Origin of the sequence: Pseudomonas synxantha BG33R (genome assembly GCF_000263715.2) — a bacterium.
In the GTDB taxonomy this organism is placed as follows: domain Bacteria; phylum Pseudomonadota; class Gammaproteobacteria; order Pseudomonadales; family Pseudomonadaceae; genus Aquipseudomonas; species Aquipseudomonas synxantha_A.
In genome coordinates this window covers 2,028,649-2,055,573 of sequence record NZ_CM001514.1, presented here as the reverse complement: position 1 = coordinate 2,055,573, position 26,925 = coordinate 2,028,649, and the positions used below count along the sequence as shown (strand labels likewise).

23 protein-coding genes are annotated in these 26,925 nt (G+C 59.5%); 11 read left to right on the top strand and 12 right to left on the bottom strand.

All coding sequences use genetic code 11. From position 1 onward, the window contains the following. Positions 1–38 precede the first annotated feature (38 nt). The 6 genes from odhB to sdhC all read right to left on the bottom strand — a co-directional run bounded on the left by odhB (position 39) and on the right by sdhC (position 7,643). Positions 39–1,277, bottom strand: a complete 1,239-nt coding sequence (gene odhB, locus PSEBG33_RS17815) for a 2-oxoglutarate dehydrogenase complex dihydrolipoyllysine-residue succinyltransferase (RefSeq protein ID WP_005786576.1) — start codon at positions 1,275–1,277, stop codon at positions 39–41. 44 nt (positions 1,278–1,321) lie between these two features. Beyond that, on the bottom strand, positions 1,322–4,153 hold the full coding sequence (locus PSEBG33_RS17820) for a 2-oxoglutarate dehydrogenase E1 component (RefSeq protein WP_005786575.1): 2,832 nt from the start codon (positions 4,151–4,153) through the stop codon (positions 1,322–1,324). A 261-nt stretch (positions 4,154–4,414) separates the two neighbouring features. After that, complete coding sequence (locus PSEBG33_RS17825) at positions 4,415–5,119, bottom strand: succinate dehydrogenase iron-sulfur subunit (protein ID WP_005786573.1); 705 nt, start codon at positions 5,117–5,119, stop codon at positions 4,415–4,417. Between the two features lie 11 nt (positions 5,120–5,130). Then, positions 5,131–6,903: a succinate dehydrogenase flavoprotein subunit gene (gene sdhA, locus PSEBG33_RS17830; protein WP_005786572.1), complete on the bottom strand. Its 1,773-nt coding sequence runs from the start codon at positions 6,901–6,903 to the stop codon at positions 5,131–5,133. Positions 6,904–6,906: 3 nt separating this feature from the next. Further along, positions 6,907–7,275 (bottom strand): succinate dehydrogenase, hydrophobic membrane anchor protein, encoded by a 369-nt coding sequence (sdhD, locus tag PSEBG33_RS17835; protein ID WP_003172805.1) that lies wholly within the window; start codon positions 7,273–7,275, stop codon positions 6,907–6,909. Further along, on the bottom strand, positions 7,269–7,643 hold the full coding sequence (sdhC, locus tag PSEBG33_RS17840; protein ID WP_003190005.1) for a succinate dehydrogenase, cytochrome b556 subunit: 375 nt from the start codon (positions 7,641–7,643) through the stop codon (positions 7,269–7,271). The genes sdhD and sdhC overlap by 7 nt, the downstream gene beginning before the upstream one ends. Before the next feature lie 365 nt (positions 7,644–8,008). On the opposite strand from sdhC, the gene gltA reads away from it, so the two are divergent. Further along, positions 8,009–9,298: a citrate synthase gene (gltA, locus tag PSEBG33_RS17845; RefSeq protein WP_005786568.1), complete on the top strand. Its 1,290-nt coding sequence runs from the start codon at positions 8,009–8,011 to the stop codon at positions 9,296–9,298. Positions 9,299–9,479: 181 nt separating this feature from the next. Here gltA and PSEBG33_RS17850 read toward each other — a convergent pair whose 3' ends face one another. From PSEBG33_RS17850 to PSEBG33_RS17860, 3 genes are all read right to left on the bottom strand, one after another. Beyond that, a complete protein-coding gene (locus PSEBG33_RS17850) occupies positions 9,480–11,138 on the bottom strand; it encodes a cation acetate symporter (protein WP_005786566.1) in 1,659 nt (552 codons plus the stop codon). Further along, positions 11,135–11,446 (bottom strand): DUF485 domain-containing protein, encoded by a 312-nt coding sequence (locus tag PSEBG33_RS17855; protein ID WP_005786564.1) that lies wholly within the window; start codon positions 11,444–11,446, stop codon positions 11,135–11,137. Before PSEBG33_RS17855 ends, PSEBG33_RS17850 begins: the two co-directional genes overlap by 4 nt. Before the next feature lie 258 nt (positions 11,447–11,704). Then, a complete protein-coding gene (locus PSEBG33_RS17860; protein ID WP_005786563.1) occupies positions 11,705–12,556 on the bottom strand; it encodes a glycine betaine ABC transporter substrate-binding protein in 852 nt (283 codons plus the stop codon). Between the two features lie 333 nt (positions 12,557–12,889). Between PSEBG33_RS17860 and PSEBG33_RS17865 the strand changes: the two genes are divergently transcribed. After that, entirely contained in the window at positions 12,890–14,443 is a 1,554-nt protein-coding gene (locus tag PSEBG33_RS17865; RefSeq protein WP_005786561.1) for a glycosyl hydrolase family 17 protein, read from the top strand. A gap of 106 nt (positions 14,444–14,549) precedes the next feature. On the opposite strand, the gene PSEBG33_RS17870 is transcribed toward PSEBG33_RS17865, so the two are convergent. Beyond that, the gene (locus PSEBG33_RS17870; protein ID WP_005786559.1) at positions 14,550–14,918 is read right to left on the bottom strand and encodes a hypothetical protein; all 369 of its coding nucleotides are present in this window, start codon (positions 14,916–14,918) and stop codon (positions 14,550–14,552) included. 234 nt (positions 14,919–15,152) lie between these two features. Between PSEBG33_RS17870 and PSEBG33_RS17875 the strand changes: the two genes are divergently transcribed. Further along, positions 15,153–16,451, top strand: coding sequence for a serine protein kinase PrkA (locus tag PSEBG33_RS17875; protein ID WP_005786557.1), 1,299 nt, complete (start codon positions 15,153–15,155; stop codon positions 16,449–16,451). After that, positions 16,444–17,232 (top strand): VacJ family lipoprotein, encoded by a 789-nt coding sequence (locus tag PSEBG33_RS17880; RefSeq protein ID WP_005786555.1) that lies wholly within the window; start codon positions 16,444–16,446, stop codon positions 17,230–17,232. The genes PSEBG33_RS17875 and PSEBG33_RS17880 overlap by 8 nt, the downstream gene beginning before the upstream one ends. Positions 17,233–17,287: 55 nt before the next feature. Here PSEBG33_RS17880 and PSEBG33_RS17885 read toward each other — a convergent pair whose 3' ends face one another. Beyond that, a complete protein-coding gene (locus tag PSEBG33_RS17885; protein ID WP_005786553.1) occupies positions 17,288–18,202 on the bottom strand; it encodes a DUF808 domain-containing protein in 915 nt (304 codons plus the stop codon). A gap of 134 nt (positions 18,203–18,336) precedes the next feature. Between PSEBG33_RS17885 and PSEBG33_RS17890 the strand changes: the two genes are divergently transcribed. Next, complete coding sequence (locus PSEBG33_RS17890) at positions 18,337–18,942, top strand: TetR/AcrR family transcriptional regulator (RefSeq protein ID WP_005786551.1); 606 nt, start codon at positions 18,337–18,339, stop codon at positions 18,940–18,942. 203 nt (positions 18,943–19,145) lie between these two features. After that, positions 19,146–19,604 (top strand): REP-associated tyrosine transposase, encoded by a 459-nt coding sequence (locus PSEBG33_RS17895; protein ID WP_005786549.1) that lies wholly within the window; start codon positions 19,146–19,148, stop codon positions 19,602–19,604. A 130-nt stretch (positions 19,605–19,734) separates the two neighbouring features. Here PSEBG33_RS17895 and PSEBG33_RS17900 read toward each other — a convergent pair whose 3' ends face one another. Beyond that, on the bottom strand, positions 19,735–20,175 hold the full coding sequence (locus PSEBG33_RS17900; protein ID WP_005786547.1) for a GlcG/HbpS family heme-binding protein: 441 nt from the start codon (positions 20,173–20,175) through the stop codon (positions 19,735–19,737). 255 nt (positions 20,176–20,430) lie between these two features. Here PSEBG33_RS17900 and gcl point away from each other — a divergent pair, with 255 nt between their 5' ends. The 5 genes from gcl (at position 20,431) to pyk (ending at position 26,890) form a co-directional block, all read left to right on the top strand. Next, the gene (gene gcl, locus PSEBG33_RS17905) at positions 20,431–22,206 is read left to right on the top strand and encodes a glyoxylate carboligase (RefSeq protein ID WP_005786545.1); all 1,776 of its coding nucleotides are present in this window, start codon (positions 20,431–20,433) and stop codon (positions 22,204–22,206) included. A 10-nt stretch (positions 22,207–22,216) separates the two neighbouring features. Continuing rightward, positions 22,217–22,999 (top strand): hydroxypyruvate isomerase, encoded by a 783-nt coding sequence (hyi, locus tag PSEBG33_RS17910; protein ID WP_005786543.1) that lies wholly within the window; start codon positions 22,217–22,219, stop codon positions 22,997–22,999. Positions 23,000–23,134: 135 nt separating this feature from the next. Further along, entirely contained in the window at positions 23,135–24,025 is an 891-nt protein-coding gene (locus PSEBG33_RS17915; RefSeq protein WP_005786541.1) for a 2-hydroxy-3-oxopropionate reductase, read from the top strand. 179 nt (positions 24,026–24,204) lie between these two features. Next, complete coding sequence (locus PSEBG33_RS17920; protein ID WP_005786538.1) at positions 24,205–25,485, top strand: glycerate kinase type-2 family protein; 1,281 nt, start codon at positions 24,205–24,207, stop codon at positions 25,483–25,485. After that, a complete protein-coding gene (pyk, locus tag PSEBG33_RS17925) occupies positions 25,475–26,890 on the top strand; it encodes a pyruvate kinase (RefSeq protein WP_005786536.1) in 1,416 nt (471 codons plus the stop codon). Before PSEBG33_RS17920 ends, pyk begins: the two co-directional genes overlap by 11 nt. Positions 26,891–26,925: the final 35 nt, after the last annotated feature.

The window sequence follows — 26,925 nt, the reverse complement described above, 5'->3', positions numbered from 1 at the left end:
TCCTACAGCTTGTAGCTCGCAACTTGCAGCTGCTTCTATCAGATGTCCAGGAGCAGGCGAGCCGGGTCTTCCAGCAGGTTCTTGATGGTCACCAGGAACGTCACGGCTTCTTTACCATCGATCAGGCGGTGATCGTAAGACAATGCCAGGTACATCATTGGGCGGATCACGACCTGGCCGTTGATGGCCATCGGACGCTGGATGATGTTGTGCATGCCCAGGATCGCGGCTTGCGGTGGGTTGACGATCGGCGTCGACATCATCGAACCGAAGGTACCACCGTTAGTGATGGTGAAGGTACCGCCGGTCATCTCGTCGATGGTCAGCTTGCCGTCACGGGCTTTCTTGCCGAAGCCGGCGATGCCGCCTTCGATTTCGGCCAGGCTCATCAGCTCGGCGTTACGCAGCACTGGAACCACCAGGCCACGGTCGCTGGACACGGCAACGCCGATATCTGCATAGCCGTGGTAAACGATGTCGCCGCCGTCGATGGAAGCGTTGACTGCCGGGAAGCGCTTGAGTGCTTCGGTGGCCGCTTTCACGAAGAACGACATGAAGCCCAGGCGCACGCCGTTGTGGGACTTCTCGAACAGGTCCTTGTACTTGGAGCGCAGAGCCATGACTTCGGTCATGTCGACTTCGTTGAACGTGGTCAGCATCGCCATGTTCGACTGCGCTTCAACCAGGCGCTTGGCCACGGTGGCACGCACGCGAGTCATCGGTACGCGCTTCTCGGTACGGTCGCCGGCAGCGAACACCGGGGCAGCAGCCGCTGGAGCAGCAGCCTTGGCAGGCGCGGCAGCCGGAGCGTTCTTCTTGGCTTCAACCGCAGCAACCACGTCTTCCTTGGTCACGCGGCCGTCTTTGCCGGTGCCCTTGATGGAAGCCAGGTTGATGCCGTTCTCTTCAGCCAGTTGACGCGCAGCTGGCGCAGCGATTGGATCTTCGCCACCGACTGCCGGTGCAGCGGCAGGCGCCGAAGCAGCCAGTGCAGCCGGTGCAGCAGCAGCGGCGGCAGGAGCAGGAGCTGCAGCAGCGCTGCCCTCTTCGATCGAACCCAGTACCTGGTTCGACAGAACGGTAGCGCCCTCTTCAGCCACGATCGCGCCCAGCACGCCGTCAGCTTCGGCCAACACTTCCAGTACGACCTTGTCAGTCTCGATGTCGACGATCAGGTCGTCACGCTTGACGGCCTCGCCTGGTTTCTTGTGCCAGGTGGCAACGGTGCCATCGGCAACCGATTCCGGGAATGACGGGGCTTTGATTTCGATAGCCATTATCTGTAGGTCCTTAAAATTCGGTTTCAGTCAGCGCGAAGGCGTTAAACAGTGAAAGCATCTTGCAGCAGTTTTTCCTGCTGCTCGGCGTGCATCGACGCATAGCCACACGCAGGTGCAGCAGAAGCATCACGACCGGCGTACTCAAGGACCAAGGCCTTGTTGTGGTTGCCGATGCTGCGACGCAGATGATGCTGGCTGCTGTACCAGGCGCCCTGGTTCATCGGTTCTTCCTGACACCACACCACGTTCGTGAGGTTGGTGTAAGGCGCGATGATCTCCATGAGGTCATCTTCCGGGAACGGGTAAAGCTGCTCGATACGCACGATGGCGATGTCTTCGCGGCCTTCGGCACGGCGTTTTTCCAACAGATCGTAATAGACCTTGCCGCTGCACAGGATCAGGCGAGTGACCTTGGCGGCGTCCAGTGTATCGATCTCTGGAATCACGGTCTGGAACGAACCTTGGGCCAGATCTTCCAGGGTCGAAACGGCCAGTTTGTGACGCAACAGCGATTTCGGGGTCAGCACGACCAGCGGCTTGCGCAGCGGGCGGATCACCTGGCGACGCAGCAAGTGGTAGATCTGCGCCGGGGTGGTCGGCACGCACACCTGGATGTTGTGCTCGGCGCACAATTGCAGGTAACGCTCCAGACGGGCCGAAGAGTGCTCCGGACCCTGGCCTTCATAACCGTGTGGCAGCAGCATGGTCAGACCGCACAGGCGGCCCCACTTGTGCTCGCCGCTGGTGATGAACTGGTCGATAACCACCTGGGCACCGTTGGCGAAGTCGCCGAACTGGGCTTCCCAGATCACCAGCGCATTAGGCGTGGTGGTGGAGTAGCCGTATTCGAACGCCAGTACGGCTTCTTCGGACAGGAACGAATCGTACAGGTCGAAACGTGGCTGGCCTTCGTACAGGTTCTGCAACGGGATGTAGGTGCCCGCGTCTTTCTGGTTGTGCAATACAGCATGACGGTGCGAGAACGTACCGCGGCCGATGTCCTGGCCGGTCATGCGGATCGGGTGACCTTCGAACGCCAGGGTCGCGTACGCCATGGTTTCGGCGTAACCCCAGTTGATCGGCAGGCCGCCGGCTTGCATCTTCTGACGATCTTCGTAGATCTTCGCCACCTGGCGCTGTACGACGAAGCCTTCGGGAATTTCCAGCAGCTTGGCGGACAGTTCCTGCAACGTCTTCAAATCGAAGGATGTATCGTGACGTGCAGTCCAGGTGTGGCCCAGGTACGGACGCCAGTCAACGAACAACTCTTTGTTCGGCTCCTTGACCAGGCTTTTCACTACATGCAGGCCATTGTCCAGCGCGTTGCGGTATTCATCGACTTTCGCCTGAACACGCGCATCGTCAACCACGCCGGCCTTGGTCAGGCTTTCGGCGTACAGCTCACGGGTGGTGCGCTGCTTGGTGATCTGCTGGTACATCAACGGCTGGGTGCCGCTTGGCTCGTCCGCTTCGTTGTGACCGCGACGGCGGTAGCAAACCAGGTCGATCACCACGTCACGCTTGAACTGCATGCGGTAGTCGACTGCCAGTTGGGTCACGAACAGCACGGCTTCCGGATCATCGCCATTCACATGAAGGATCGGCGCCTGGATCATCTTGGCAACATCGGTGGCGTACTCGGTGGAACGCGCGTCCAACGGGTTGCTGATGGTGAAGCCGACCTGGTTGTTGATGACGATGTGAACGGTACCGCCGGTCTTGAAGCCGCGAGTCTGCGACATCTGGAACGTTTCCAGGACCACGCCTTGACCGGCGAATGCCGCGTCACCGTGGATGGAAATCGGCAGAACCTTCTCACCGGTGGCATCGTTACGACGATCCTGGCGCGCACGTACCGAACCCTCGACCACTGGCGAAACGATTTCCAGGTGGGATGGGTTGAACGCCATGGCCAGGTGAACTTCACCGCCGGTGGTCATCACGTTGGACGAGAAGCCCTGGTGGTATTTAACGTCACCGGAACCCAGCTCGACCTTCTTCTTGCCTTCGAACTCGTCGAACAGCTCGCGCGGGTTCTTGCCGAAGGTGTTGACCAACACGTTCAGGCGACCACGGTGAGCCATGCCGATCACGATTTCCTTGGTGCCGTAGGAACCGGAACGCTGGATCAGCTCGTCGAGCATCGGAATCAGGCTTTCGCCGCCTTCCAGGCCGAAACGCTTGGTGCCCGGGTATTTGGTACCCAGGTATTTTTCGAGGCCCTCGGCCGCGGTCACGCGCTCCAGCAAGTGGCTGCGGACATCGGCGGACAAGACCGGACGGCCACGCACGCCTTCCAGGCGGTGCTGGAACCACTGGCGCTGCTCGGAATCGGTGATGTGCGTGAACTCAGCGCCGATGGTGCGGCAATATGTCTGCTGCAACGCTTCGTGAATTTCGCGTAGGCTCGCTTCCTCTTTGCCGATGAACAGGTCGCCGGCACGGAAGGTCGTATCAAGATCGGCATTGGTCAAGCCGTAATGATTGATCGACAGGTCTGCAGGTGCAGGACGCTGCCACAGCCCCAGCGGGTCAAGCTGGGCTGCCTGGTGGCCACGCATACGGTAGGCCTGGATCAGTCGCAGTACTTCAACTTGCTTCTTCTCGTGCTCACTGCTCACGCTGCCGGCGGAAACCGGTTGGGCGCGGCGCTGGTTCTTTGCCAGCAGCACGAACTGATCGCGAATTGTTGCGTGCGATACATCGGTGGCAGCGTTGCCGTCTGAAGACAACGTCTGAAATTTGGTGCGCCATTCTTCTGGCACAGCGTTAGGGTCGTGCAGGTAGAGCTCATAAAGCTCTTCCACATAGGCAGCGTTACCACCTGAAAGATAGCCGCTGTTCCACATGCGCTGCATCACGCTTTCTTGCATGCTTGGTCACCCTCGATTTGGGGACACCACCGGCGAAAACACCGAGTCTGCTTGCAAAAGGCCAAGTGCAGCGACCAAAACAAGCCACTTAGGATCACGCTGATAGTTCGGGTACCAACCCGAATGCCCCTGCTTGTCTCATTTCTTCAAAATAAGAGCCGCGGCTTTGTAAGTCGCTGCTCAAGTTAAAACTACGGCGCCGGTTGAAGCCTGCGCCGCAGCATTTACGGGCACAACGGTCCTGCTTTACTACAACGTCAGTTACACGCCGCTGTGCAGCAGCATGTTACGGATGTGACCAATGGCCTTAGTCGGGTTCAGGCCTTTGGGGCATACGTTGACGCAGTTCATGATCCCGCGGCAGCGGAATACGCTGAACGGGTCATCCAGCGAAGCCAGACGCTCGGACGTCTTGGTGTCACGGCTGTCTGCCAGGAAGCGGTACGCTTGCAGCAGTGCAGCTGGACCCAGGAATTTGTCCGGGTTCCACCAGAAGGATGGGCACGACGTCGAGCAGCAAGCACACAGGATGCACTCGTACAGACCGTCGAGCTTCTCGCGCTCTTCCGGGGATTGCAGACGCTCGATGGCCGGAGCCGGCGTGTCATTCTGCAAGAACGGCTTAACTTTCTCGTATTGCTTGTAGAAGATGCTCATATCGACGACCAGGTCACGGATAACCGGCAAACCTGGCAGAGGACGAACAATCAGCTTGTTGCCTTTGACAACAGCAGACAGCGGCGTGATGCACGCCAGGCCATTCTTGCCGTTGATGTTCATGCCGTCGGAGCCGCAAACACCCTCACGGCAAGAGCGACGATAGGAGAAACCTTCGTCCTGCTCTTTGATCAGTGCCAGTACATCCAGCACCATCAGGTCTTTACCACCGGTATCGACCTGGAACTCCTGCATGAACGGCGCAGCGTCCTGATCAGGGTTGTAGCGATAAACACTGACTTTCAACATGGCAGCCACCCTTAGTAAGTCCGAATCTTCGGTTCAAACGTCGGCACCGTCTTCGGCGAGAAGTTCACGGCACGCTTGGTTACGCGCTTGTCACCCGGGAAGTACAGGGTGTGGCACAACCAGTTTTCGTCATCGCGATCTTCAAAGTCTTCGCGAGCGTGAGCACCACGGGATTCTTTACGAACCTCGGCGGCGATCGCCGTCGCTTCAGCCACTTCCAGCAGGTTTTGCAGCTCAAGGGCTTCGATACGAGCGGTGTTGAACGCCTGGCTCTTATCGTTGATCTTGACGTTGGCGATACGCTTGCGCAGGTCAGCCAACTGGGCGATACCTTTCTGCATGTATTCGCCGGTACGGAACACACCGAAGTAGTTCTGCATGCAGTTTTGCAGCTCGCGACGCAGGGTTGCCACGTCTTCGCCATCTGTGCGCTCGTTCAGAGCGTTCAGGCGCGCCAGGGCCGCTTCGATGTTGGCGTCGGTGGCGTCATCGTATTCGATGCCGTCGGTCAGCGCCTTTTCCAGATGCAGGCCGGCCGCGCGACCGAACACTACCAGGTCGAGCAACGAGTTGCCGCCCAGGCGGTTGGCACCGTGAACCGATACACAAGCCACTTCACCTACCGCGAACAGACCATGGATGATCTCGTCCACGCCTTCGGCATTCTGGGTGATCGCCTGGCCGTGAATGTTGGTCGGTACGCCGCCCATCATATAGTGGCAGGTCGGAACAACCGGAACCGGAGCAACCACTGGATCAACGTGGGCAAAGGTCTTGGACAGTTCGCAGATGCCTGGCAGGCGGCTGTGCAGCACTTCTTCACCGAGGTGATCGAGTTTGAGCAGTACGTGGTCACCATTCGGGCCACAACCGTTACCGGCAATGATCTCTTTAACCATCGAACGGGCCACGACGTCACGGCCAGCCAGGTCTTTGGCGTTCGGAGCATAACGCTCCATGAAACGCTCACCATGCTTGTTGATCAGGTAACCACCTTCACCACGGCAACCTTCGGTTACCAGTACACCGGCGCCGGCGATGCCGGTGGGGTGGAACTGCCACATTTCGATGTCTTGCACCGGTACGCCAGCACGCAGTGCCATGCCGACGCCGTCACCGGTGTTGATCAGGGCATTGGTGGTCGAGGCGTAGATACGGCCTGCACCGCCAGTCGCCAGCACGGTAGCCTTGGCGCGGATGTAGGTGGTTTCACCGGTTTCGATGCAGATGGCGATCACGCCGACGAACTCGCCCTTGCCGTTCTTCACCAGATCAACAGCGTAGTACTCGTTCAGGAACGTGGTACCGGCTTTCAGGTTGCCCTGATAAAGGGTGTGCAGCAGCGCGTGACCGGTACGGTCGGACGCAGCGCAAGTACGGGCAGCCTGCCCGCCTTTACCGTAATCCTTCGACTGGCCGCCGAATGGACGCTGGTAGATACGACCCTGCTCGGTACGCGAGAACGGCAGACCCATGTGGTCCAGCTCGAACACTGCGGCCGGGCCTTCCTGACACATGTACTCGATAGCGTCCTGGTCACCGATGTAGTCGGAACCCTTGACGGTATCGTACATGTGCCAGCGCCAGTCATCGTTCGGGTCGGCGGAGGCGATGGCGCAGGTGATGCCACCCTGGGCCGATACGGTGTGGGAGCGCGTCGGGAACACCTTGGTGATCACGGCAGTCTTGTGACCACCCTGGGCCAGCTGCAGCGCAGCGCGCATGCCCGCACCGCCGCCACCAATAATGATGGCGTCGAATGAAATAGTTGGAATGTTAGCCATGAATCAGATACCCCAAAGAATCTGCACACCCCAGACGAAGTAAGCGAACATCGCGACGCCGCATACTGCCTGGAAGAGGAAACGTACTGCAGTCGCGGACTTGCCCAGCGCCATCGGCGTCAGGTAGTCGGTCGCGATGGTCCACATGCCGACCCAGGCGTGTGCGCCCAGGGCTACAAGGGCCAGCAGACTGAAGATTCGCATCGCATTGTGGGAAAACAGGCCATGCCACTGCTCATAGCCGATGCCCGGGTTTGCGACGAGGTATCCGATCAGAAAAATGAAATAAGCCGCGAGAACGACCGCAGACACACGCTGTGCCATCCAGTCATAGAGGCCCGAACGCGACAGATTCGTTACGCTGGTTACCATATCCAAACTCCTGCCAGAACGATCAGCACCACGGAAATGGCGATGATGATTTTCGAGCCCAGGCGGCCGCCTTCCAGCGTCTCACCGATGCCCATGTCCATGATCAAGTGGCGCACACCGGCTACCAGGTGATACAGAAGAGAGGACAGGAGGCCCCATGCTACGAACTTGGCCAGCGGGCTGGTCAAGCATGCCTTCACCTCGGCGTAACCTTCCTCGGAACCCAGGGATTTGCTCAATGCATAAAGCATGATGCCCAAGCCCAGGAACAGGATGATGCCGGAAACACGGTGCAGGAACGACGTAACGCCGGTGATGGGGAGTTTGATGGTCCTTAGGTCTAGGTTTACAGGTCGTTGGCTATTCACGGCTTTTTTTCACACTGAAGAGCCCCTAACAATCAGGGCAAAGTTGTTGGGGAGTGCGACTGGTCAGGTAAGCACCACCCAGGGAGTGCGACCCCCAATGAAAGCAAGCCCAAAAGCCCTTGGCGGTCGGTGGCCGAGTATAGACAGTTAGGTTACTAATGACAACGCGCGCACCTCACCCTAATAGCTGATTGCGCTGGCGGGATAAAAGGCGTAAATGGCAGGCAATTTCGACGAAAAAGTACGGTTAAAGCCTTCTGGCGCAAGACTTTAGGCAAATTGACATCTGGATTTATATCAATATAGTGGTGCGGGCCCTGCGTGGGGGGTCTGTCTGATGATTTGAAGCATAAATAGGAGGCCACATGGCTGACAAAAAAGCGCAGTTGATCATCGAGGGCGCAGCCCCCGTCGAGCTGCCCATTTTAACCGGCACCGTTGGTCCCGATGTTATCGACGTACGGGGCCTGACGGCCACGGGCCGTTTTACTTTCGACCCAGGCTTCATGTCGACCGCTTCCTGCGAGTCGAAGATCACCTATATCGATGGTGACAATGGCATTCTGCTTCATCGCGGCTACCCGATCGAACAACTGGCTGAAAAGTCGGACTACCTGGAAACCTGCTACCTGCTGCTAAATGGCGAATTGCCAACAGCCGAGCAAAAGGCCCAGTTCGTCAGCACCGTGAAGAACCACACCATGGTTCACGAGCAGTTGAAGACCTTCTTCAACGGCTTCCGTCGCGACGCCCACCCGATGGCCGTCATGTGCGGCGTGGTCGGTGCCCTGTCGGCCTTCTATCATGACTCCCTGGACATCAATAACGCCGAGCATCGCGAAATTTCCGCGATCCGCCTGGTTGCCAAGATGCCGACCCTGGCCGCAATGGTTTACAAGTACTCCATGGGCCAGCCCATGATGTACCCGCGCAACGATCTGACGTACGCGGAAAACTTCCTGCACATGATGTTCAACACCCCGTGCGAGATCAAACCGATCAGCCCGGTGCTGGCCAAGGCAATGGATCGGATCTTCATCCTCCATGCCGACCACGAGCAAAACGCCTCCACTTCTACCGTCCGCCTGGCCGGCTCTTCGGGTGCCAACCCGTTTGCCTGTATCGCCGCCGGTATCGCCGCACTGTGGGGCCCTGCCCACGGCGGTGCGAACGAAGCCGTATTGACCATGCTCGATGAAATCGGCGATGTATCCAACATCGACACGTTCATCGCCAAGGCCAAGGACAAGAACGATCCATTCAAGCTGATGGGCTTCGGTCACCGGGTCTACAAGAACCGCGACCCTCGCGCGACCGTCATGAAGCAGACCTGCGACGAAGTGCTGAAGGAACTGGGCATCAAGAACGATCCGCAACTCGAACTGGCCATGCGCCTGGAAGAGATCGCCCTGACCGACCCGTACTTCATCGAGCGCTCGCTGTACCCGAACGTCGACTTCTACTCGGGGATCATCCTCAAGGCGATCGGCATTCCAACCAGCATGTTCACCGTGATCTTCGCCCTAGCGCGGACCGTAGGCTGGATTTCCCACTGGAAAGAAATGCTCTCCAGCCCGTACAAGATTGGCCGCCCACGCCAGCTGTACACCGGCTACGAGTCGCGTGACATTACCAAGCTGGAAGATCGCAAGTAAGCATCGACTGGCGATAAAAAAGCGGCCTCCTTCTCGGAGGCCGTTTTTATTTGTGCAGGAATTGAGAAACTGTTTTGTCTGAAATGTTTGCCCCCGATGAGGCCAGTAGCAGCCCCAATAAACCCCAGACAAAAAAATACCCCGGCCTTTCGACCGGGGCATTTTCTATCCAGCTATAACCTTAGTGGTTAACCGCCCCACTCGCCCCCAGGCCAGTCTGCGAACGCACAAACTGCGGGAAGTACAGCGCACGCTCCTTCTCTGCCGCCGCCGACTTGTCGGTGATGGAGAAGAACCAGATGCCGATGAACGCAATGATCATCGAGAACAGCGCCGGGTATTCGTACGGGAAGATCGCCTTTTCATGGTGCAGGATCGAGACCCAGATGGTCGGGCCGAGGATCATCAGGCCCACGGCACTGATCAAGCCCAGCCAGCCGCCGATCATGGCGCCACGGGTGGTGAGGTTTTTCCAGTACATGGAAAGCAGCAACACCGGGAAGTTACAGCTGGCGGCAATCGAGAACGCCAGGCCGACCATGAACGCAATGTTCTGGCTTTCGAACAGGATGCCCAAGCCAATCGCCAGCACCGCCAGGGCGATGGTGGTGATCTTCGATACGCGAATTTCATCCTTCTCGTTGGCCTTGCCTTTCTTGATCACGCTGGCATACAGGTCATGGGACACCGCCGAAGCACCGGCCAGGGTCAAGCCGGCAACCACCGCAAGGATGGTGGCGAAGGCCACGGCCGAGATGAAGCCCAGGAAGATACTGCCGCCCACCGCGTTGGCCAGGTGCACCGCCGCCATGTTGTTACCGCCAAGCAAGGCGCCTGCTGCATCCTTGAACGCCGGGTTGGTGCTGACCAGCAGAATCGCGCCAAAGCCGATGATGAACGTCAGGATGTAGAAGTAACCAATGAAGCCGGTTGCATACAGCACGCTTTTACGCGCTTCCTTGGCATCGCTCACCGTGAAGAAGCGCATCAGGATGTGCGGCAGGCCGGCGGTACCGAACATCAGGGCCAGCCCAAGGGAGAATGCCGAGATCGGGTCTTTCACCAGCCCACCCGGGCTCATGATCGCTTCACCTTTAGGGTGAACCTTGATCGCCTCGGCAAACAGCGTGTTGAAGTCGAAGTTGACGTGCTTCATCACCATCAGCGCCATGAACGAAGCACCGGAGAGCAGCAGCACTGCCTTGATGATCTGCACCCAGGTGGTCGCCAACATGCCGCCGAACAACACGTACAGGCACATCAGAATGCCGACCAGAATCACCGCCACATGGTAATCCAGGCCGAACAGCAGCTGGATCAACTTGCCCGCGCCAACCATCTGCGCGATCAGGTAGAACGCCACCACCACCAGCGAGCCACAGGCCGACAGGCTGCGGATCTGGGTTTGCCCGAGGCGATAGGACGCCACGTCGGCAAAGGTGTACTTGCCCAGGTTACGCAGGCGCTCGGCGATCAGGAACAGAATGATCGGCCAGCCCACCAGAAAGCCGATCGAGTAGATCAGGCCGTCGTAGCCGGAGGTGAACACCAGCGCGGAAATCCCCAGGAAGGACGCGGCCGACATGTAGTCGCCGGCAATCGCCAGGCCATTCTGGAAACCAGTGATCTTGCCGCCTGCCGCATAGTAGTCAGCCGCCGACTTGTTGCGCTTGGACGCCCAATACGTGATGCACAGGGTGGCGCCGACAAACGCGACGAACATCACGATGGCCGAGACGTTCAGCGGTTGCTTGTGCACTTCACCGGTCAATGCGTCCGCCGCCCAGACGGCCGGAGCAAACAGCGAAGCGCCGAATATAGCCAATAGACGCCGGATCATTGCGCAGCCTCCTTGAGAATCGCATTGTTCAGGTCGTCAAATTCGCCGTTGGCCCGGCGTACGTAGATGCCGGTGAGAATGAAGGCAGACACAATCAGCCCGACGCCCAGGGGAATGCCCCAGGTAATCGAGGAACCGGGGCTGATCTTGGCCCCCAGTATTTGTGGCCCGTAGGCAATCAACAGGATGAAAGCGGAGTAAAGCCCTAGCATGATCGCCGAGAGAATCCAGGCGAATCTTTCCCTTTTCCTGACCAGCTCCTTGAAACGCGGGCTGTTTTGAATCGAGAGGTAAATGCTGTCGTTCATTGTTTTTATCCTCGCAGCACAGCTTTTTTATTATTTTGGAACATATCCACTGTATGCGGCTGCGGAAGAGGTTCCAGACGACCTTAGTAGTAGATCGAGTGTAGCGAGGGATGACCAAAGCGCAGGAAGATTTGAGGCGGTGCGAAACCAATGTGGGAGGGGGCTTGCTCCCGATAGCGATGTGCCAGTCAAAAAATCTGTGACTGGCCTACCGCTATCGGGAGCAAGCCCCCTCCCACAGGGGTACATCAGCGGCTTTTATTTAGCGGTCCACTCAGCGACGCGCTCAGGGTGCTTGGCCACCCAATCCTTGGCCGCTGCGTCTGGCTTGGTGCCTTCCTGGATAGCGAGCATGACTTCACCGATTTCATCCTTGGAGGCCCACTGGAATTTTTTCAGGAAAGCTGCCACTTCCGGCGCTTTCTTTTCCAGGCCCTTGCTGCCGATGCTGTTGACGGTTTCAGCAGCACCATAAATCCCTTTTGGGTCGTCCAGGAAACGCAGTTTCCACTTGGCGAACATCCAATGGGGCACCCAACCGGTCACCGCAATGGATTCCTGCTTGTCTTCGGCACGTGTCAGCTCAGCGATCATCGCCGCGCCCGAGCTGGCTTGCAGTTTGTAGTCAAGGCCGTATTGCTTGATGGCGTCGTCGGTCTTGAGCATCACGCCTGAACCGGCGTCGATGCCGACGATCTTGTTTTTGAAGGTGGTGTCGGTCTTGAGGTCTTCGATGGATTTGGCCTTGACGTACTCCGGTACGATCAAGCCAATTTTTGCATCCTTGAAGTTGGGGCCGTAGTCGACCACCTTGTCCTTGTTCTTGGCCCAGTATTCACCATGGGTCACCGGCAGCCAGGCAGACAGCATGGCATCGAGCTTGCCGGTGGCGACGCCCTGCCACATGATCCCCGTGGCGACCGCTTGCAGTTTCACGTCATAACCGAGCTTTTGCTTGATCACTTCCGCCGCCACATGGGTCGTGGCAACGCTGTCGGACCAACCGTCCACGTAACCGATGCTCAGGGTTTTGCTGTCGGCACTGACCAGTGTGGAGCCCATCGCAACTACCAGCGTGGCAGCTGCGCCCAAGAGTCGTCGCATCTTCATATGTACTTCCCCGAAAGTGCTGCGCCCGACGGATGCCGAGCGACATCAACCTGTTGTTATGCGGTGCACCGCGCCCCCTTCACGCGCATCGATCCGGTTGCTGAGGCATCAGTGGAGTACTGACAGTTTTATCATCAACCTGCGTAGGCCTTTGCCCTGCTCTGTGGGCGACCTTGGTTGAGCAAGAAACGACATCACATCGCCAGCAGGACGTTTTGTAGGAGTTATCCTCAGAATCCCGCCCGAAGTTTGCATGTCAAAATTATGCAGCCGCACTGGCACGCGCCAAATCCGGGTAAGATGCGCGCCTTTGCTCCCCCAGATAAGCCGACCATGCCTGCGACTGCCCGCTTTCCTGCCCTGCCCTATTTTCTTGCCTTGATCCTTGGTGTGCTTGCCCTCGCCGGCTACTGGTATGGCCTCGGCCGGCCGGTAGTGCTGCCGGATGTGGCGAGCGCCAGTCACAAGTTGCAGTGTGCGTCCTACACGCCCTTCGACAAGGACCAGTCGCCGTTTGACCAGCCATTCAAGCTGCGCCCCGAACGCATGGATGCCGACCTGGCCTTGCTGGCCACACGCTTTGAATGCATCCGCACCTACTCCATGACCGGCCTGGAAGCCTTGCCGGGCATGGCGCGCAAGCATGGTTTGAAGGTCATGGCCGGCGCCTGGGTCAGCAGTGATCCGGTGGCGACCCAGAAAGAAATCAACGAACTGATCGCGGCGGCCAACACCAATCCCGACATCGTCACTTCGGTGATCGTCGGCAACGAGGCGCTGCTGCGCAAGGAAGTCACGGCCAAGCAACTGGTGGCGCTTATCCATCAAGTCAAAAGCCAGATCAAGCAACCGGTCACCTATGCCGATGTGTGGGAGTTCTGGCTGCAACACCCGGAAATCGAGCCGGCGGTGGACTTCCTGACCATTCACCTGCTGCCGTACTGGGAAGATGAGCCGTCCGGCATCGACCAGGCGCTCAAGCATGTAGGCGATGTACGCCAGACCTTCGGCCACAAGTTCGCGCCCAAGGACATCGTGATCGGCGAGACCGGTTGGCCCAGCGAAGGCCGTCAGCGCGAGACTGCTGTGCCGAGCCGGGTGAATGAAGCCAAGTTCATGCGCGGCTTTGTCGCCATGGCCGAAGCCAATGGCTGGCGCTACAACCTGATCGAAGCGTTTGACCAGCCATGGAAACGTGCAAGTGAAGGCGCAGTGGGCGGTTATTGGGGGCTGTTCGATGCAGACCGCCAGGACAAGGGCATCCTCGCAGGGCCGGTGACCAATGTGCCGTACTGGCCGTTGTGGCTGGGCGTAGGCGCAGTGATTCTGCTCGGCACCCTGGCGCTCGGTGGCCGCGTTCGCAGCAAGCGCTCCGCGGTGCTCCTGCCACTGCTCGGTGCGGTGGCTGCCTGCTCCATCGGCACCTGGGCCGAACTGACCCGCGTCACTGCGCGTTTCAACGATGAATGGGTATGGGCAGGCTTGCTGGTGGTCTTGAACCTGTTGGTGCTGGCCCACGCCGCCCTGACCCTCGGCGCCCGTGACGGGTGGCGTGAGCGAGCGTTCAACTGGCTGGAGCAACGCGCAGGCTGGTTGATGGCAATCGCTGGGTTTGCGGGAGCCGTCATGATGCTGGCGCTGGTGTTTGACCCGCGTTATCGCAGCTTTCCAAGCGCGGCGCTGGTGCTGCCAGCCCTGGTGTACCTGGTGCGCCCGGTGACCGGGCCGCGTCGGGAGATTGCGCTGCTGGCCTTCATTATCGGTGCCGGCATTGCGCCACAGCTGTACCGTGAAGGTCTGTTGAACCAGCAGGCTTGGGGTTGGGCGGTGGTCAGCGTGCTGATGGTTGCGGCTTTGTGGCGTTGCTTGCGAGTGCGCAAGGCTTAAGATCGCTATCGCAGGCAAGCCAGCTCCCACATTTGACCGTGCTCACAGATAGAAATGTGTGAACCCAATCAACTGTGGGAGCTGGCTCGCCTGCGATGAGGCCACATCAGGCGCCGCCAGGCTTCCTGACCAACCGCAATCCCGCAATCACCACCGCAAACACCGCAAACGTGGTGTTATACAACGCCAAGGCCGGTAACCCGAACACCATCCCCAGCACCGCCAAGCCCCACCCCGCACGCCCCGGTACAAAAAAGCCCAACACCGAGGTGATCAACGCCGCCCAGCCCAGCACCTTGAAGTGAATCATCAACCCCAGGTTCGCACGCACCTGGCACTCCCAGCGGCTGGCCTCCTCTGCGCAGAGGCCGACCCACTGCCCATCCTCCATAAAGCCATAACGTGCGGCATAACTGGCAGCCAGCCATAACGGCAGAGCAACAAGCAGCAAAATCAACGGCAAGCGGCGGGACATGGGGCACTCCGATAGGCAAAAACGGCGCTCAGCTTAATCCCACCGCGGCCGTTAGCAAGGTGTTCGCGCAGATATCTGTTCAACAATGCATGGCAAAGTGTATCGTCTGGCTACTATTACCCCGATTCCGACGTTTTTTCCGACTTTTCGTGCCGCTGCCTGGCACTTCGGTGGCAACGCGGTGGTCATAGCCTGCGAATTTCATTCAGCACGTTTCCTCTTAGGGATTAAGTCATGCTCCGTTCCTTGCGCTGTGCTGCCTTGCTGGGCAGCCTATTTTTGAGTGCGTCAGCACTGGCCGTCGATATCGACCAAGCCAGCTATGGCTACCCTTTGACCAACCCGTTCGAAGCGACCATCGCCACCACGCCTCCCGATCTTCGGCCAACCTTGCCGACCGATGATGAGATCAACCAATCCGATTACACCCTGAATATGCGCCCCGAGCGTGAGTTCAGCCTGCCCGATAACTTCTGGGCAGTGAAGAAGCTCACCTATCGCATCGCCAAGCAGGACCGCGCCGCGCCGCTGATCTTCCTGATCGCGGGCACCGGTGCGCGGTTCGACAGCAGCATCAACGAATACCTGAAAAAGCTGTATTACCAGGCCGGCTACCACGTGGTGCAGTTGTCATCGCCCACCAGTTTCGACTTCATCAGCGCCGCCTCGCGCTTCGCCACCCCGGGTATCACCCAGGAAGACGCCGAAGACATGTACCGCGTGATGCAAGCCGTGCGTGCACAAAATGCCTCGTTGCCGGTGACCGACTTCTACCTCACCGGCTACAGCCTGGGCGCCCTGGATGCAGCGTTTGTCAGCAAGCTGGATGAGACCCGCCGCAGCTTCAACTTCAAGAAAGTGCTGCTGCTCAACCCGCCGGTCAACCTCTACACCTCGATCACCAACCTCGACAAGCTGGTACAGACCGAGGTCAAGGGCATCAACAACACCACCACCTTCTACGAGCTGGTGCTGAGCAAACTGACCCGTTACTTCCAGCAAAAAGGCTATATCGACCTCAACGATGCCCTGCTCTATGACTTCCAGCAGTCCAAGCAGCACCTGAGCAACGAACAGATGGCCATGTTGATCGGCACCTCGTTCCGCTTCTCGGCTGCCGACATTGCCTTCACCTCGGACCTGATCAACCGCCGTGGCCTGATCATTCCGCCTAAATACCCGATCACCGAAGGCACCAGCCTCACGCCGTTCCTCAAGCGTGCCCTGCAATGCGACTTCGACTGCTACCTCACCGAGCAAGTGATCCCGATGTGGCGCGCCCGCTCCGACGGCGGCAGCCTGCTGCAACTGATCGATCAGGTCAGCCTGTACGCCCTCAAGGACTACCTGCGCGACAGCCCGAAAATCGCCGTAATGCATAACGCCGATGACGTGATCCTCGGCCCTGGCGATCTGGGTTTCCTGCGTAAAACCTTCGGCGATCGCTTGACCGTCTACCCGCTGGGCGGCCACTGCGGCAACCTCAATTACCGCGTCAACGCCGACGCCATGCTGGAGTTCTTCCGTGGCTAAATATCTTCTGCTGCTCGCCGCACTGATGTGCGCAGGCGTGGCCAATGCCGACAACAGCAAGGCTCAAGAGCCCATCAAGGTCGATGCCGACGGCTTCAAGGAGCCGCTGACCAAGCTCAAGTTCAACCCGGGCCTGGACCAGCGTGAATTCGAGCGTTCCACGCTCACCGCGCTCAACGTCTACGACCCGCTGGAGTCGTGGAACCGCCGCGTTTACCACTTCAACTACCGCTTCGACCAATGGGTGTTCCTGCCGGTGGTCAATGGCTACCGCTACGTCACGCCGAGCTTCCTGCGCACCGGTGTGAGCAACTTCTTCAACAACCTGGGCGATGTGCCCAATCTGTTGAACAGCCTGTTGCAACTCAAGGGCCATCGCTCCCTGGAAACCACCGGGCGCCTGCTGGTCAACACCACCATCGGCGTCGCCGGCCTGTGGGACCCGGCAACGGCCATGGGCCTGCCACGCCAGAGTGAAGACTTCGGCCAGACCCTGGGCTTCTACGGCGTACCGGGCGGTGCCTATGTGATGTTGCCGATCTTTGGCCCGTCGAACCTGCGTGATACCACCGGCTTGCTGGTGGACTACACGGCAGAATCGCAGATCAACTTCCTCAACGTGTCCGAAGTCAGCTCCAACCACCCGGAAGTCTGGGCCCTGCGCGCAGTGGACAAGCGCTACCAGACCAGCTTTCGCTATGGTCAGATGAACTCGCCATTTGAGTATGAGAAGGTGCGGTATATCTATACGGAGTCGCGTAAGTTGCAGATTGCCGAGTAATTCGCGCCAATAAAAAAGGCCATTCGATTGAATGGCCTTTTTTGTGCCTGCTACGTCATGCCCTGAGCGCTTTCCAGCCCTTGCCCACGATGCTGACCGCCGCCAGCACCACAGCCCCGGCAATAATCCCCGCCACCGCATTCAGCAACGTCGGCATCAGCCACGCCAGCGCCCCTGTGCTTTGGCTGACTGTCTCGATCCAATGGTGCACCACCGGCACGCCATGGGTGAGAATCCCGCCGCCGACCATGAACATCGCCGCCGTGCCAATCACTGACAGGCTCTTCATCATGTAGGGGGCCGCACTCAGAATCGCGCCGCCAATACTGCGCGCCACCTGACCCGGCTTCTGCGTCAGCCACAGCCCCAGGTCGTCGAGCTTGACGATACCGGCGACCAAGCCGTAAACGCCAATGGTCATGACAATGGCGATACCGGACAGCACGATCACCTGTTGAGTCAGCTGCGCATCGGCAACGATGCCAAGGGTGATGGCGATGATTTCCGCTGAAAGGATGAAGTCGGTACGGATTGCGCCCTTGATCTTGTCCTTTTCAAAGGCCACCAGATCGGTTGCCGGGTCGGCCACGGCCTCTGCCAACTGCGCGTGTTGGGCTTGGTCTTCAGCCTTGCTGTGCAGGAATTTGTGCGCGAGTTTCTCAAAACCTTCGAAACATAGATAAGCGCCGCCAAGCATCAGCAAGGGGGTCACTGCCCAGGGCGCGAAGGCACTGATCAGCAACGCGGTCGGCACCAGTATCAATTTGTTGAGAAACGAGCCTTTGGCCACGGCCCATACCACGGGAATTTCGCGCTCGGCACGCACGCCGGAGACCTGCTGGGCGTTGAGCGCCAAGTCATCCCCGAGCACCCCCGAGGTCTTCTTCGCGGCCATTTTTGTCATCAGTGCAACGTCATCGAGTACCGCGGCGATATCGTCGAGCAAAACCAACAAGCTGCTTCCTGCCATGAATCGGGCATCCGTCAAGAAAAGGTGCTGCGAGCATAGCGCGGCGCAAGGGGTTGCGGGCAGATTGTTGAGGCCCGCGGATGGCCGGTGCTACCATGCGCAACCGCCTGTCATGGCAAGGAAACGTCTGGTTTATGAGCAGCATTCGCGAGCGCAACAAAGAAAAAATCCTGCGGGCGGCGAGCGAGGAGTTTGCCGACAAGGGCTTCGCCGCGACCAAAACCAGCGACATCGCCGCCAAGGCCGGGCTGCCCAAGCCCAACGTCTACTACTACTTCAAGTCCAAGGACAACCTCTACCGCGAGGTGCTCGAAAGCATTATCGAGCCAATCCTCGCCGCTTCCACGCCGTTCAACCCCGACGGCGAGCCCAAGGAAGTATTGAGCAACTACATCCGCTCCAAAATCCGCATCTCCCGCGACCTGCCGTTCGCCTCCAAGGTGTTCGCCAGCGAAATCATGCACGGCGCCCCGCACTTGAGCACCGAGCAGATTGAACAGCTCAACGCCCAGGCCAAGCACAATATCGATTGCATCCAGAACTGGGTGGATCGTGGGTTGATTGCGGCTATCGACCCTAATCACCTGATGTTCAGCATCTGGGCGGCGACCCAGACCTATGCGGACTTTGACTGGCAGATCTCTGCCGTTACCGGCAAGGCCAAGTTGGATGAAGCCGATTATGAGGCGGCGGCGCAGACGATTATCCGGCTGGTGCTCAAGGGGTGTGAGCCGGACTGATAGACCGCGGCGAGGCTATCGCAGGCAAGCCAGCTCCCACACGGATTTGCGCCGGACACAAAATGTAAAGTGGTCACAATCCCCTGTGGGAGCGGGCTTGCCCGCGATAGCGCCCATCCAGACACATCCTGCTAAAAGCCTGCCGATCAGCCTTCGCCCCTCAGTCTAGCCTCTCAGAACACCATCTGAAGAGAGGCCAAGGAATGCCCGATCTCCCTGCTTCAAATCACCTGCGCATCGGTCGCTATAACGAATCCAACCGCATTTACCTGCTCACCACCAACACCCTTGAACGCGAGGCCATCTTCAGCGACTTCAAACTCGGCCGTCTGGTCGTACAACAATTCAGGATCGCTCAATATAAAGGGCTCGCAACATCATTGGCCTGGGTAGTAATGCCTGATCATTTCCATTGGCTTGTTTCTCTGGAGAAAGGTTCGCTTGCCGACTTGATACGCCAAGTTAAATCCAAGAGCACCCGAGTGGTGAATGCGGTGGCTGGCCGCCAAGGTCGCCTCTGGCAGCCTGGCTTTCATGATCATGCTGTGCGTCGAGAGGAAAGCCTTGAGGGGATTGCTCGTTACATCGTAGCCAATCCACTCAGGGCCGGGCTGGTAAAGAAATTTGGCGACTATCCGCTATGGGATGCCATTTGGGTTTGACTGTAGACCGAGTCGACTGCATCGCAGGCAAGCCAGCTCCACACTGAGTGGGCTCACACAGTTAGATCTGTGAACACCGTCAATGTGGGAGCTGGCTTGCCTGCGATAGCTTACTCACAGTCAGAACGATTCAAGCAGACACCCCCGCATCCGCCATCAACCCCACCCCCTCAATCGCCGTGATCGCACACTGCTCGTCAATGTCCGACGTATCCCCGGTGATTCCAATCGCCCCCAACACCACCCCCGACTGATCCCGTATCAACACCCCGCCCGGCGCCGGCACCACACTGCCCTGCCCCAGGCTGTTCAACGCTGCGATAAACGCCGGCCGCTGCTGCGCATCCAGTGCCAGTAAACGTGAGCCCTTGCCCAAGGCAATCGCCCCCCAGGCCTTGCCGATGGCGATTTGCGGGCGCAGCAGGCTGGCGCCGTCTTCGCGCTGCAAGGTAATCAAGTGCCCTCCGCTATCGAGTACCGCGATGGTCAGCGGCGCTGCAGAAATCGTGCGGCCTGCGGCGATGGCCTGGCCGGCCAATTGGGTGGCGAGTTTCAAGGTTAAAGCGCTCATGGTGCCGTCCTTCTTTTGTTATTGGAAAGCGGTGGAGTTCTGTTTGATCAGATGCTCAATCGAATAAATAGAACACAATGACATTTATTTTTGTATACAATATTTTCAAACAAAGGCTCCATACGTCGAAAAAAGCCGTTCCGACGAACGCAAAGGCCGTTTCATAAAATGCATTGACCTGCGCAGTCCGCCGTGAATACACTTTGGACAGACACCACTTGTATACAATTACAAAACGCAAGAGGCACCAAAACCATGAGCAAAATGAGAGCAATCGAAGCCGCTGTCCTGGTGATGCGCCGTGAAGGTGTGGATACCGCCTTCGGTATCCCGGGCGCCGCGATCAACCCGCTGTATTCAGCCTTGCAGAAGGTGGGTGGCATCGATCACGTCCTTGCTCGCCACGTTGAAGGCGCCTCGCACATGGCCGAGGGCTATACCCGCACCAAGGCCGGCAATATCGGCGTGTGCATCGGCACTTCGGGCCCGGCAGGCACCGACATGGTCACCGGCCTGTACAGCGCCTCGGCCGACTCGATTCCGATCCTGTGCATCACCGGGCAAGCGCCGCGTGCACGGATGCACAAGGAAGACTTCCAGGCCGTCGATATCACCAGCATCGTCAAGCCCGTGACCAAGTGGGCCACCACCGTGCTCGAACCCGGCCAGGTGCCCTACGCGTTCCAGAAGGCTTTCTATGAAATGCGTTCCGGGCGCCCAGGCCCGGTACTGATCGACTTGCCGTTCGACGTACAAATGGCCGAGATCGAATTCGATATCGACGCCTACCAGCCACTGCCCCTGGTCAAGCCGTTGGCCACTCGCATTCAGGTCGAGAAAGCCCTGGCGATGCTGGACCAGGCTGAGCGCCCATTGCTGGTGAGCGGTGGTGGCGTGATCAACGCCGACGCCAGCGAGCTGCTGGTGGAGTTCGCTGAGTTAACCGGCATCCCGGTAATCCCAACCCTGATGGGCTGGGGCACCATTCCCGATGACCACCCGCTGATGGTCGGCATGGTCGGCCTGCAGACGTCCCACCGTTATGGCAACGCGACGATGCTCAAGTCGGACGTGGTGCTGGGTATCGGCAACCGCTGGGCCAACCGTCACACCGGCTCGGTGGAGGTGTACACCGAAGGGCGCAGATTCATTCACGTTGACATCGAGCCGACGCAGATTGGCCGCGTGTTCACCCCGGACCTGGGTATCGTCTCCGACGCCGGTTCCGCGCTGACGATGTTCATTGAAGTGGCCCGCGAATGGAAAGCCGCCGGCAAGCTCAAGGATCGCAGCGCCTGGCTGCACGACTGCCAGCAACGCAAAGCCACCCTGCACCGCAAGACGCACTTCGACAACGTGCCGGTCAAGCCGCAGCGCGTGTACGAAGAGATGAACCAGGTGTTCGGCAAAGACACCTGCTACGTCAGCACCATCGGCCTGTCGCAGATTGCCGGTGCGCAGTTTTTGCATGTGTACAAGCCACGCCACTGGATCAACTGCGGCCAGGCGGGCCCGCTGGGCTGGACCATTCCGGCGGCACTCGGCGTGGTCAAGGCCGACCCGAGCCGCAAGGTGGTGGCGCTGTCAGGCGACTACGACTTCCAGTTCATGATCGAAGAACTGGCGGTGGGCGCGCAGTTCAAGCTGCCGTACATCCACGTGGTGGTGAACAACTCCTACCTGGGGCTGATCCGCCAGGCCCAGCGCGGCTTTGAAATGGACTACTGCGTGCAGCTGTCTTTCGACAACCTCAACGCGCCGGAACTCAACGGTTATGGCGTCGACCATGTGGCCGTCGCCGAGGGCCTGGGCTGCAAGGCGCTGCGTGTGTTCGAGCCGGGCCAGATCCAACCGGCCCTGCGCAAGGCTCAGGAAATGATCGAAGAATTCAAAGTGCCGGTGATCGTTGAGATTATTCTGGAGCGAGTGACCAATATTTCCATGGGCACCGAGATCAACGCCGTCAACGAATTCGAAGACCTCGCCCTGGTCGGCAACGATGCGCCGACTGCCATTTCCCTGCTCGATTAAGGAGAACCCTATGCCGCGCTTTGCCGCCAACCTGTCCATGCTGTTTACCGAACAGGACTTCCTTGCTCGCTTCAAGGCAGCCGCCGATGCCGGCTTCGAGGGTGTGGAATACCTGTTCCCGTATGAATTCAGCTCTGCCGATATCAAGGCGCAACTCGATGCCAACGGCCTGACCCAGGTGCTGTTCAACCTGCCGGCCGGTGATTGGGCCAAGGGCGAGCGCGGCCTGGCCTGCCACCCGGACCGGGTCGAGGAGTTTCGCGCCGGGGTCAAGCTGGCCATCGCCTACGCCCAGGTGTTGGGCAATACCCAGATCAACTGCCTGGCGGGTATCCGGCCACAAGGCGTCGATGACGAGACCGTGGAAAAAACCTTCGTCGCCAACCTCAAGTACGCCGCCGAGAAGCTGCAGGCGGCGGGTATCAAGCTGGTGATGGAGATGATCAACACCCGCGACATTCCGGGCTTCTACCTCAACAACACGGCGCAGGCTCTGTCGATTCGCGAGCAAGTGGGCAGCGCCAACCTGTTCCTGCAATACGACATCTACCACATGCAAATCATGGAAGGCGACCTGGCGCGGACCCTGCAAACGCACCTGGGTGAGATCAACCATATCCAGCTGGCGGACAACCCGGGGCGCAACGAGCCAGGTACCGGTGAGATCAACTACCGCTTCCTGTTCGAGCATCTGGACCGCATTGGTTACGCGGGTTGGGTCGGCTGTGAGTACAAGCCGTTGACCACGACCGAGGCGGGTTTGGGTTGGCTCAAGACCCATAACGCCATCTGACAACTGACAACTGACACAACATAAAACAATGTGGGAGCGGGCTTGCCTGCGATGCAAACACCTCGGTGTATCAGTCAGGTCCGGTTGATGCCATCGCAGGCAAGCCAGCTCCCACATTAAAAGAGGATTTTGATCATGGCTAAAATCGGATTTATCGGCACCGGCATCATGGGCCAACCCATGGCCGCCAACCTGCAGAAAGCCGGTCACCAACTGTTTCTCTCCGAGCACCACGGCAAAGCGCCCGCCGAGCTGCTTGCTGCCGGCGCCATCGCCTTGGCCAACCCGCAGCAGGTCGCCCAGGAAGCGGAATTCATCATCGTCATGGTGCCCGACACCCCACAGGTCGAAGACGTGCTGTTGCGCGCCGATGGCGTGGCCGCCGGTCTGTCACCCAATAAAGTAGTGATCGACATGAGCTCGATCTCCCCCACCGCCACCAAGGCGTTCGCGGCGAAGATCAACGAAACCGGCGCGCAGTACCTGGATGCACCGGTGTCTGGCGGTGAAGTCGGCGCCAAGGCCGGTACCTTGAGTATCATGGTCGGTGGTGAACCGCAGACGTTCGAACGCGCATTGCCGCTGTTCCAGGCCATGGGCAAGAACATCACCCTGGTGGGCGGTAACGGCGATGGCCAGACCGCCAAGGTGGCCAACCAGATCATCGTCGCGCTGAACATCCAGGCGGTCGCCGAAGCCTTGTTGTTTGCCTCGAAAAACGGCGCCGACCCGGCCAAGGTGCGCGAAGCGCTGATGGGTGGCTTTGCATCGTCGAAGATTCTGGAAGTACATGGCGAACGCATGATCAAGGGCACCTTCGATCCGGGCTTTCGCATCAACCTGCACCAGAAAGACCTGAACCTGGCATTGGCCGGCGCCAAGGAACTGGGGATCAACCTGCCGAACACCGCCGGCACCCAGCAAGTGTTCAGCACCTGCACGGCGATTGGCGGCGGTAACTGGGACCACTCGGCACTGATCAAGGGCCTGGAGCATATGGCCAATTTCTCCATCCGCGACAAGTAACCCACCTTGGAATGCAATCCAGTGTGGGAGGGGGCTTGCTCCCGATAGCAATCTGTCATTCAACCACTATGTCGACTGATACACCGCTATCGGGAGCAAGCCCCCTCCCACATTTTGACCGCATTTCAAATCTGAAATGGCTGCACTCCTAACAACAAGAATCCCCCGGGAGCCCGCTTATGTCGGTCGATCCGCAACACCTGCTTCGCGAGCTGTTTGCCACAGCCATCGACGCCGCCCACCCCCGGCAAGTCCTTGAACCCTACCTGCCTGTTGACCGCAGTGGCCGAGTGATCGTGATCGGCGCCGGCAAGGCCGCGGCCGCCATGGCGCTGGTCGTCGAAGACTGCTGGCAGGGAGAGGTCTCGGGCCTGGTGGTCACCCGCTACGGGCACGGTGCGCCGTGCAAAAAAATCGAGGTGGTCGAAGCGGCCCACCCGGTGCCGGATGCTGCCGGCCTGGCTGTGGCCCAGCGCGTACTGGCGCTGATCAGCAACCTGGGCGAAGAAGACCGTGTGATTTTCCTGCTGTCCGGCGGCGGATCCGCGCTGCTGGCCTTGCCCGCCGAAGGCATCAGCCTGGCCGACAAGCAAAGCATCAATAAAGCCCTGCTCAAATCCGGTGCCACCATTGGCGAGATGAATTGCGTACGCAAGCACCTCTCGGCGATCAAGGGCGGGCGACTGGCCAAGGCCGCATGGCCGGCTACCGTGTACACCTACGCAATTTCCGATGTGCCGGGCGACCAGGCCACGGTGATCGCCTCGGGCCCAACCGTCGGTGACCCGAGCACTTCGCAACAAGCCCTGGCAATCCTCAAGCGCTATGGCATCGACGCTCCCGCCTCGGTGCGCAGTTGGTTGCAAAACCCCGCCTCGGAAACCGTCAAGCCTGGCGACCCGGTGCTCGCCCGCAGCCACTTCCAATTGATCGCCCGCCCCCAGCAATCCCTGGAAGCCGTGGCCGTGAAGGTCCGCCGGGCAGGGTTCAGCCCACTGATCCTCGGTGACTTGGAAGGTGAAGCGCGGGAGGTGGCCAAGGTGCATGCCGGCATCGCCCGGCAGATTGTGCAGCACGGCCAGCCCCTGGCAGCGCCGTGCGTGATCCTTTCGGGCGGCGAAACTACCGTCACCGTGCGCGGCAACGGCCGTGGCGGACGCAATGCCGAATTCCTGCTCAGCCTCACCGATAGCCTCAAGGGCATGCCCGGCGTTTACGCCCTGGCCGGCGACACCGACGGCATCGACGGCTCGGAAGACAATGCCGGCGCGATCATGACCCCCTGCAGCTACCGCCGTGCCGAAGCCCTCGGCCTGAGCGCCAGCGACGAGTTGGATAACAATAATGGCTACGGCTATTTCGCCGCCCTGGGCGACTTGATCGTCACCGAGCCGACCCGCACCAACGTCAACGATTTCCGCGCCATCCTGATCCTTGAGACTGCCAACCATGACGCCTGACAAGAAGGTCAAAATCCTCGCCACCCTGGGCCCGGCCACCGACGGTATCGATGACATTCGCGAGCTGGTGCAAGCCGGGGTGAATATCTTCCGCCTCAACTTCAGCCACGGCGAGCACGCCGACCATGCGCAGCGTTACCAGTGGATTCGCCAAGTGGAGCGCCAGCTGAATTACCCGCTGGGCATCCTCATGGACCTGCAAGGGCCGAAGCTGCGGGTCGGACGTTTTGCCGAAGGCAAGGTGCAGTTGATTCGCGGCCAGGCTCTGCGCCTGGACCTCGACCCGACACCCGGCGACCAACGTCGCATCAACCTGCCCCACCCGGAGATCATTGCGGCCCTTGAACCGGGCATGGACCTACTGCTCGACGACGGCAAACTGCGCCTGCGGGTAATCACCAAACACGCCGACGCCATCGACACCACCGTGCTCAACGGCGGCGAGCTGTCCGACCGCAAAGGCGTAAACGTCCCCCAAGCGCTATTGGAACTCAGCCCGCTCACCGCCAAGGACCGCCGCGACCTGAGCTTTGGCCTGGAGCTGGGCGTGGACTGGGTGGCGCTGTCCTTTGTGCAGCGCCCGGAAGATATCCGCGAGGCCCGCGAGCTGATTGGCGACAAGGCCTTCCTGATGGCCAAGATCGAGAAGCCCTCAGCCGTGCAGCGCCTGCAGGAAATCGCCGAGTTGAGCGATGCGATCATGGTGGCCAGAGGCGACCTGGGCGTGGAAGTGCCGGCCGAAAGCGTGCCGCAGATCCAGAAAGACATCATCAGCACCTGCCGCCAACTGGGCAAGCCGGTAGTGGTCGCCACGCAGATGCTCGAATCCATGCGCTTCTCCCCGGCGCCGACGCGCGCCGAAGTCACCGATGTCGCCAACGCCGTGGCTGAAGGCGCGGACGCGGTGATGCTGTCGGCCGAAACCGCGTCGGGCGAGTACCCGCTGGAAGCGGTACAGATGATGAGCAAGATCATCCGTCAGGTGGAAAATGGCCCGGATTACCAGGCGCAACTGGACGTCAGCCGGCCCAAGGCGGATGCCACAGTGTCGGACGCCATCAGCTGCGCGATCCGGCGCATCAGCAGCATCCTGCCGGTGGCGGTACTGGTGAACTACAGCGAGTCGGGCAGCTCCAGCTTGCGCGCCGCAAGGGAGCGCCCGGTGGCGCCGATCCTCAACCTCACGCCGAACCTGTCCACGGCGCGACGCTTGAGCGTGGCGTGGGGCGTGCATTCGGTGGTCAATGATCGTTTGCGCCAGGTCGACGAGGTGTGTTCCACCGCGCTGGAAATTGCCCAGGCCCAGGGTATGGCGCAGCGTGGGGATACCTTGGTGATTACCGCAGGGGTGCCGTTCGGGCAGCCGGGGTCGACCAACTCGCTGCGTATCGAGACATTGATTTAGCGCCTGTTCGGGCCTCATCGGGAGCAAGCCCCCTC

Coding starts and splice junctions, on each gene's coding strand:
- PSEBG33_RS17850 (WP_005786566.1), bottom strand. CDS start 11,138: ATGATCCGGCGTCTATTGGCTATATTCGGCGCTTCGCTGTTTGCTCCG.
- odhB (WP_005786576.1), bottom strand. CDS start 1,277: ATGGCTATCGAAATCAAAGCCCCGTCATTCCCGGAATCGGTTGCCGAT.
- PSEBG33_RS17875 (WP_005786557.1), top strand. CDS start 15,153: ATGCTCCGTTCCTTGCGCTGTGCTGCCTTGCTGGGCAGCCTATTTTTG.
- gcl (WP_005786545.1), top strand. CDS start 20,431: ATGAGCAAAATGAGAGCAATCGAAGCCGCTGTCCTGGTGATGCGCCGT.
- PSEBG33_RS17900 (WP_005786547.1), bottom strand. CDS start 20,175: ATGAGCGCTTTAACCTTGAAACTCGCCACCCAATTGGCCGGCCAGGCC.
- sdhD (WP_003172805.1), bottom strand. CDS start 7,275: ATGGTAACCAGCGTAACGAATCTGTCGCGTTCGGGCCTCTATGACTGG.
- hyi (WP_005786543.1), top strand. CDS start 22,217: ATGCCGCGCTTTGCCGCCAACCTGTCCATGCTGTTTACCGAACAGGAC.
- PSEBG33_RS17855 (WP_005786564.1), bottom strand. CDS start 11,446: ATGAACGACAGCATTTACCTCTCGATTCAAAACAGCCCGCGTTTCAAG.
- PSEBG33_RS17825 (WP_005786573.1), bottom strand. CDS start 5,119: ATGTTGAAAGTCAGTGTTTATCGCTACAACCCTGATCAGGACGCTGCG.
- PSEBG33_RS17860 (WP_005786563.1), bottom strand. CDS start 12,556: ATGAAGATGCGACGACTCTTGGGCGCAGCTGCCACGCTGGTAGTTGCG.
- PSEBG33_RS17820 (WP_005786575.1), bottom strand. CDS start 4,153: ATGCAAGAAAGCGTGATGCAGCGCATGTGGAACAGCGGCTATCTTTCA.
- PSEBG33_RS17870 (WP_005786559.1), bottom strand. CDS start 14,918: ATGTCCCGCCGCTTGCCGTTGATTTTGCTGCTTGTTGCTCTGCCGTTA.
- sdhA (WP_005786572.1), bottom strand. CDS start 6,903: ATGGCTAACATTCCAACTATTTCATTCGACGCCATCATTATTGGTGGC.
- PSEBG33_RS17915 (WP_005786541.1), top strand. CDS start 23,135: ATGGCTAAAATCGGATTTATCGGCACCGGCATCATGGGCCAACCCATG.
- PSEBG33_RS17895 (WP_005786549.1), top strand. CDS start 19,146: ATGCCCGATCTCCCTGCTTCAAATCACCTGCGCATCGGTCGCTATAAC.
- PSEBG33_RS17890 (WP_005786551.1), top strand. CDS start 18,337: ATGAGCAGCATTCGCGAGCGCAACAAAGAAAAAATCCTGCGGGCGGCG.
- PSEBG33_RS17865 (WP_005786561.1), top strand. CDS start 12,890: ATGCCTGCGACTGCCCGCTTTCCTGCCCTGCCCTATTTTCTTGCCTTG.
- gltA (WP_005786568.1), top strand. CDS start 8,009: ATGGCTGACAAAAAAGCGCAGTTGATCATCGAGGGCGCAGCCCCCGTC.
- pyk (WP_005786536.1), top strand. CDS start 25,475: ATGACGCCTGACAAGAAGGTCAAAATCCTCGCCACCCTGGGCCCGGCC.
- PSEBG33_RS17920 (WP_005786538.1), top strand. CDS start 24,205: ATGTCGGTCGATCCGCAACACCTGCTTCGCGAGCTGTTTGCCACAGCC.
- PSEBG33_RS17885 (WP_005786553.1), bottom strand. CDS start 18,202: ATGGCAGGAAGCAGCTTGTTGGTTTTGCTCGACGATATCGCCGCGGTA.